Origin of the sequence: Clostridium boliviensis (genome assembly GCF_033342255.1) — a bacterium.
Taxonomy (GTDB): domain Bacteria; phylum Bacillota; class Clostridia; order Lachnospirales; family Lachnospiraceae; genus Lacrimispora; species Lacrimispora boliviensis.
On record NZ_JAWONS010000266.1, the window covers coordinates 1 to 434 of the forward strand.

1 protein-coding gene is annotated in these 434 nt (G+C 53.9%); it reads left to right on the forward strand.

Annotated features, from left to right (window positions below):
* On the forward strand, positions 1–434 hold a 434-nt coding region (locus RZO55_RS17935; RefSeq protein ID WP_318065632.1), incomplete at both ends, for a hypothetical protein.

Here is a 434-nt window from a genome sequence, read left to right on the forward strand (position 1 = left end):
AAAAAGCGAAAGTTCCAAAGGTGTTGCTCAAGGATGACATCGCCTTTGCCAGATCCAGGAGCGGCAGCCTGCTTTCCATGATTCGCGGCGACAAAGAGGAGGCAAAGGATTCGCTTTCCACTCCTCTAATGGTTGTCGGTAAGCAGGGCTCTGGGAAGTCCACCCTGTTCGTCAATCTCGCCTTGGAGTTTTTTGGAGTGAGGGCCCGGACCCGTGAAGAGTGGGAAAAGATCGCCCGATCCGTCTTTTTGTTCGATGTAGCGGACGGTGCTATGGTGTCGGAGTCATTGAAGCATGTCCCGGATTGGCTCCGGGATAGAGTTGTCATCTTGAATCATGCCGACATGAAGCGTATCGTTCCGCTCGGTTGGCATGATTTGATGCGGCTTTATGAGGGCGATGACAGCATTGCGGCGGAAGTGGCGGCCATCGAG